The sequence below is a fragment of the Ruminococcus callidus ATCC 27760 genome, from assembly GCF_000468015.1.
GTDB classification, from domain to species: Bacteria; Bacillota; Clostridia; order Oscillospirales; family Ruminococcaceae; genus Ruminococcus_C; species Ruminococcus_C callidus.
This window is the reverse complement of record NZ_KI260310.1, coordinates 1-2,617: the sequence shown is the minus strand read 5'-3', so window position 1 is coordinate 2,617 and position 2,617 is coordinate 1. Positions and strand designations below refer to the sequence as shown.

At 51.4% G+C, this 2,617-nt stretch carries 2 protein-coding genes; one reads left to right on the top strand and one right to left on the bottom strand.

Going from position 1 to position 2,617, the window contains the following annotated elements; all coding sequences use genetic code 11:
• Positions 1–59: 59 nt before the first annotated feature.
• Entirely contained in the window at positions 60–653 is a 594-nt protein-coding gene (locus tag RUMCAL_RS02325) for a DUF6518 family protein (RefSeq protein ID WP_021680850.1), read from the top strand.
• Between the two features lie 130 nt (positions 654–783).
• On the opposite strand, the gene RUMCAL_RS02320 is transcribed toward RUMCAL_RS02325, so the two are convergent.
• Positions 784–2,112, bottom strand: coding sequence for an aspartate kinase (locus RUMCAL_RS02320; protein ID WP_021680849.1), 1,329 nt, complete (start codon positions 2,110–2,112; stop codon positions 784–786).
• Positions 2,113–2,617 lie beyond the last annotated feature (505 nt).

Genomic DNA, 2,617 nt, shown 5'->3' with positions numbered 1-2,617 from the left:
TCGCCAGACGCTCTTTGTGCGGTATTGCCTAAGGTATCTTAAGAAAAGGAGGCATTCCTTTGCAAAAATATCGGTATTACCTGCCGCCCCAGTCGAAACTGCCTTTCGCTGCCGGCATTCTCTCCGGACTGCTCTGTCTGGACAACATCTATACGCTGATTTCCATGCCCCACTACACCCAGTACTGGGACTACTGGGCAACACTGGCTGCAGCACTGCTGCTGTGTGTGTTCTGCTTCCTGTTCCGGCAGCGTCGCACAGAACTGACACTGATTCCGGCGGCAATTCTGGCACTGATCGCCTGCATCACCCCCAACCTCGTTCACTGGCTGGAGGTGGGCATGTTCTTTCTGCTGCTGCTGCTCTGGCTGCTGCGGCTGCCCAAATGGGTGGGAACACTCTGCCGGCTGGCTGGCATTGTCCTGACGGTCATCGGAAGCGGAGCGATTCTGGCTCCTATGGCAGAACGAATCTCTATGCTTTCCCGCACCGGACGTGCTACTGCGGAATTCGTTGTGCCCTTTGTCATTCGCAGTCTGGGCGGCGAACTGCTGATCCTGCTGACGTTTCTGCTGTTGATTTTCGCTATGCGTCCTCATGTGCTGCCCCGCTGGACAGACGAAAACGACCTGTACGACCGCATCTGGGAATGACAGATATTCCCATGAAAAACAAAAACCGTACCTCCGGCACAGTCTGCCGAGGGTACGGTTTTTTATTGGACAATACCGCACAAAGAGCGTCTGGCGACTTTGTGCGGTATTGCCTTAATCTGTTTTGCCTTTACGCAACGGAATTGACGAACATATCATAGATGCAGCGAATTGCCTGCTCGAAATCGGTTTCCTTTACGGCAACGATTACGTTCAGCTCGCTGGAGCCCTGATCGATCATGCGAACGTTGATGTGTGCGTGTGCCAGTGCGGCAAAGATTCTCGCAGCCACACCGCGGGTACGGCACATGCCGCGACCCACTACGGCAATCAGAGCGATGCCGTCTTCGGTTTCGATGCTGTCCGGCTGTACTGCCTTGATGATCTCAGTGCGGATTTCTTCTTCCAGACCGTTCAGGTGAGCCGAATCCACGATAACGGTCATGGAGTCGATGCTGGACGGCATATGTTCCAGCGGAATCTGGTGTTCCGACAGAACATTCAGCACGTCGCGGCAGAAGCCGATCTGGCTGTTCATCAGGTCCTTGTGGATATTGATCGAAGTGAAGTCCTTCTTGCCGGCGATACCGGTAATGGTATATGCAGACAGTTCCTCATCAGTGCTGTCCGGAACGATCATTGTGCCCGGTTCTTCCGGAGCGTTGGTGTTGCGGATATTGATCGGAATGCCTGCGGAACGTACCGGAAAGATCGCTGCTTCATGCAGTACCGATGCACCCATATAGGACAGCTCCCGCAGTTCAGTATAGGTGATCGTGCGAATCACTGCCGGATCGTCCACAATGCGGGGATCTGCCACCAAGAAACCGGAAACGTCTGTCCAGTTCTCGTACAGCGAAGCCTTTACCGCACCGGCTACGATAGAACCGGTCACGTCGCTGCCGCCGCGGGAGAACGTCTTGACATAGCCGTCTGCTCCGCAGCCATAGAAGCCCGGAACTACAGCATGTTCCAGTGTGCTGAGGCGTTCCCGCAGAACGGATTCAGTCTTTTCATCGTTCAGGCTGCCGTCCGGCCGAAAAAAGATCACTTCAGCAGCATCTACAAAGGGGAAGCCCAGATATGCGGCAATGACTTTCCCGTTCAGGTATTCGCCGCGGCTTGCGGCATAGTCCTTGCCGGCACGCTTCTTGAAGTTTGCTGCGATTTCCTCGAACTCATCGTCCAGAGAAAAGGTCATGCCCAGACCGGTGATAATATCGTTATACCGTTCCCGAATTGCCTGCAGGGCATCGGAGAAATCCAGTCCCTGTTCTGCCAGATCATAGCAGGTGTACAGCATATCGGTCACCTTGATGTCCTTGGAGAACCGCTTGCCGGGGGCAGACGGTACCACATACCGCCGCTGCGGATCTGCCTTGATGATTGCTGCTGCCTTCTGAATCTGCTTTGCGTCCGCCAGACTGCTGCCGCCGAACTTTACTACTTTCGTTGCCATATGTTTCACTCTGAAAGAAAACCCGAAGATCTCCTTTCAACTCCTTATCTACATTTATTTGCGGTCAATCTCAAAAACCGCCGGATTGCACTGCATTCGCCTTATACTTTGCCTTATACAGTGTCACTATATTAGTATATTGGTTTTTCGACAAAAAATCAATAGGGAAATGCGACAAATTTTCCTTGTTTTATTTTGTGTTTTTGGTAAATACGCTTGTATTTATAGGACGGACAGATTTTTCTTCCTGTGGTATCGTTCACATAACGGCAATTCCCATAAATACGACGTACACAACTTGTGCAGATTGTATATTTCATTCTATGAAAACTGGGGATGATCCGAATTCATAGGTTTTACATTATTGATTCAGCCCAAATAAATATTGGACGTACCAATTCCACTTGTGGTATACTAAGTAAGGCGAATGACAATCCCATTCGTCCGCACAACGACACGATTCTACAAACATCAAGGGCAATACCGCACAAAGAGCGTCTGGCGA